The organism is Streptomyces sp. OfavH-34-F, assembly GCF_022347745.1.
Lineage (GTDB): Bacteria > Actinomycetota > Actinomycetes > Streptomycetales > Streptomycetaceae > Streptomyces.
This window is the reverse complement of the sequence record NZ_JAKRGC010000550.1, coordinates 1-2,261: the sequence shown is the minus strand read 5'-3', so window position 1 is coordinate 2,261 and position 2,261 is coordinate 1. Positions and strand designations below refer to the sequence as shown.

Below are 2,261 nucleotides of genomic sequence, written 5' to 3'. Positions count from 1 at the left end.
CGCGGCGGCCGGGGCCCGCCCCCGCCCGGTCAGCGGCCGGCCGCCGCGAGGGCGTCGTCGATGCCCGGCTCCCGGGGCCCCAGGAAGTGCGGGTCCGGCTTGAACAGGGCGTCGAACGCGGCCTTCCCCGCCGCGGCCACCTCCCGCGTCCCGCCGTAGTACCAGGTCGCGTCGTGCTTGGCGTCGACCCCGACCCCGTAGGCGTCGATGCCCGCCGCCCGGCACAGCGCGATGGCGCGGCGGATGTGGAAGCCCTGGCTCACCAGCACCGCCCGGTCGACGCCGAAGATCCGCTTCGCCCGCACGCACGAGTCCCAGGTGTCGAAGCCCGCGAAGTCGCTGACGATCCGGTCGTCCGGCACGCCCTTCCCGACCAGGAACGTCCGCATCGCGTCCGGCTCGTCGTACTCCGCCCGGCTGTTGTCCCCGGTCACCAGGACCACCTTCACCTTGCCGTCCCGGTACAGCGCGGCGGCCGTCCGCAGCCGGTTCGCGAGGTACGGGGACGGCTTCCCGTTCCACAGCCCGGCCCCGAACACCACCGCGACCTGCCGGGCCGGCACGTCCTGGACGGTCCTGACCCGGGGGTCGGCCACCGCGTGCAGCCAGGTCGCGGGCGCGAGCGCCAGCACACAGACCGCCATCAGCCCCTGCACCGCCCGCCGCCGCCCCCGCCGGGTGCGCGGCAGCCGGGGCCGCAGCCGGGCCACCGCCCCGCGCAGCGCGGCGGCGGCCCCGCGCAGGCGGTCAGTGCGCGGACGTTCACCGCCCGCCCGTCCGGCCCCCGGCGTCCGCCGTATCCGTGCCCTCACGTCCCCGCCCCCACTCGTGCGCCTCCGGTACCGGGGCGCGTACCGCCCCGCTTCCCAGGACGAGCGGACGGCCGAAAGGGTTCTCCGTCCGGCCGGCGCGGCCCGCGTACCATCGGGCGATGTCCCTCCCGCGGCTGATCGCCTCCGACCTCGACGGCACCCTCCTGCGCCGTGACGGCTCCCTCTCCCCCCGCACCCTGCGTGCCCTGCGCACGGCCGAGGAGGCGGGCACGGAGATCGTCGTCGTGACCGCCCGGCCGCCCCGCTTCGTGGACCGGCTGGCCGGCGCCACCGGGCTCACCGGCACGGCGGTGTGCAGCAACGGCGCCCTCGTCCACGACCTGGCGACCCGCACAGTGGTCTCCTCCGACGTCCTGCCCATGGCCGTCGCCCGGCAGGTCGCCACCGCGCTCGCCGCCGCCGTCCCCGGCCTCGGCTTCGCCCTGGAGACCGGCGACCACGTCCTGTACGAACCGGCCTACCGGCTGCGCCTGTCCGAGGACGCGGGCGCCGAAGTGCCGGTGGCCTCCCTCGCCGACCTCTGGCTCACCGAGGCCCCCGTCACCAAACTGCTCGCCTGGTCGGACCGGCTCGACGCGGACACCCTGCTGGCCGCCGCCCGCGAGGGCGCCGGGGACACGGTCCAGCTGACCCACTCCGGCGGGCGCGGCCTGCTGGAGATCAGCGCGCCCGGCGTCCACAAGGCCGGCGCGCTCGCGGCCCTGTGCGCGGCCCGGGGCATCGAGGCGGCGGACGTCATCGCGTTCGGCGACATGCCCAACGACCTCACGGTCCTGACCTGGGCCGGGACGGGCTACGCCATGGCCAACGCCCACCCTTCGGTGCTCGCCGCCGTACCGACCCACGCCCGGTCCAACGAGGAGGACGGGGTGGCCCAGGTCATCGAGCACCTGTTCGCGGCGCGGGGCGGGGCGCACTGACGACCGGACCGCTTCCCCGGTGAGGCGGCGGAAAACGTCCGTGACCGGCGTGCAACGCCCCGGCAACGTCCGTCCGCCACCATCGGCCCATGCAGCGCACCCGTCAGCCCGCCCCCGCCCTGGTCGTCGTCGCGCACGGCAGCCGCGACCCCCGTACCCCGCGCACCGTGGCCGCACTCCTCCACCGGGTGCGCGAGCTGCGGCCGGGGCTCGACGTCCGCCTCGGACACGTGGAACTCAACGCGCCCCTGCTGCCGGACACCCTGGCCGCCCTCGGCGACCGCGAGGCCGTCCTCGTCCCGCTGCTGCTCGGGCGCGGCCACCACGTCAAGCACGACATCCCGGCGTCCGTCGCCGCCGCCCCCGCCCTGCGCGCCCGCGTCGCCCCGCCCCTCGGACCGCACCCGCTCCTCGTGGAGGCCCTGTACGACCGGCTCACCGAGGCGGGCTGGCCCGCGGCGGACCGGGGAGGCCGCGACGCCGCCGTGGTGCTGGCCGCCGCCGGATC

The 2,261-nt window shown here is 77.2% G+C and carries 3 protein-coding genes; 2 read left to right on the top strand and 1 reads right to left on the bottom strand.

What is annotated here, in order from left to right; genetic code table 11:
• Positions 1-29: 29 nt before the first annotated feature.
• Complete coding sequence (locus tag MHW47_RS34750; protein WP_239227816.1) at positions 30-743, bottom strand: vancomycin high temperature exclusion protein; 714 nt, start codon at positions 741-743, stop codon at positions 30-32.
• Positions 744-946: 203 nt separating this feature from the next.
• On the opposite strand from MHW47_RS34750, the gene MHW47_RS34745 reads away from it, so the two are divergent.
• Entirely contained in the window at positions 947-1,753 is an 807-nt protein-coding gene (locus MHW47_RS34745) for a Cof-type HAD-IIB family hydrolase (protein WP_239227815.1), read from the top strand.
• An 89-nt stretch (positions 1,754-1,842) separates the two neighbouring features.
• A partial coding sequence (locus MHW47_RS34740; protein ID WP_239227814.1) for a sirohydrochlorin chelatase occupies positions 1,843-2,261 on the top strand: 419 nt, incomplete at its 3' end.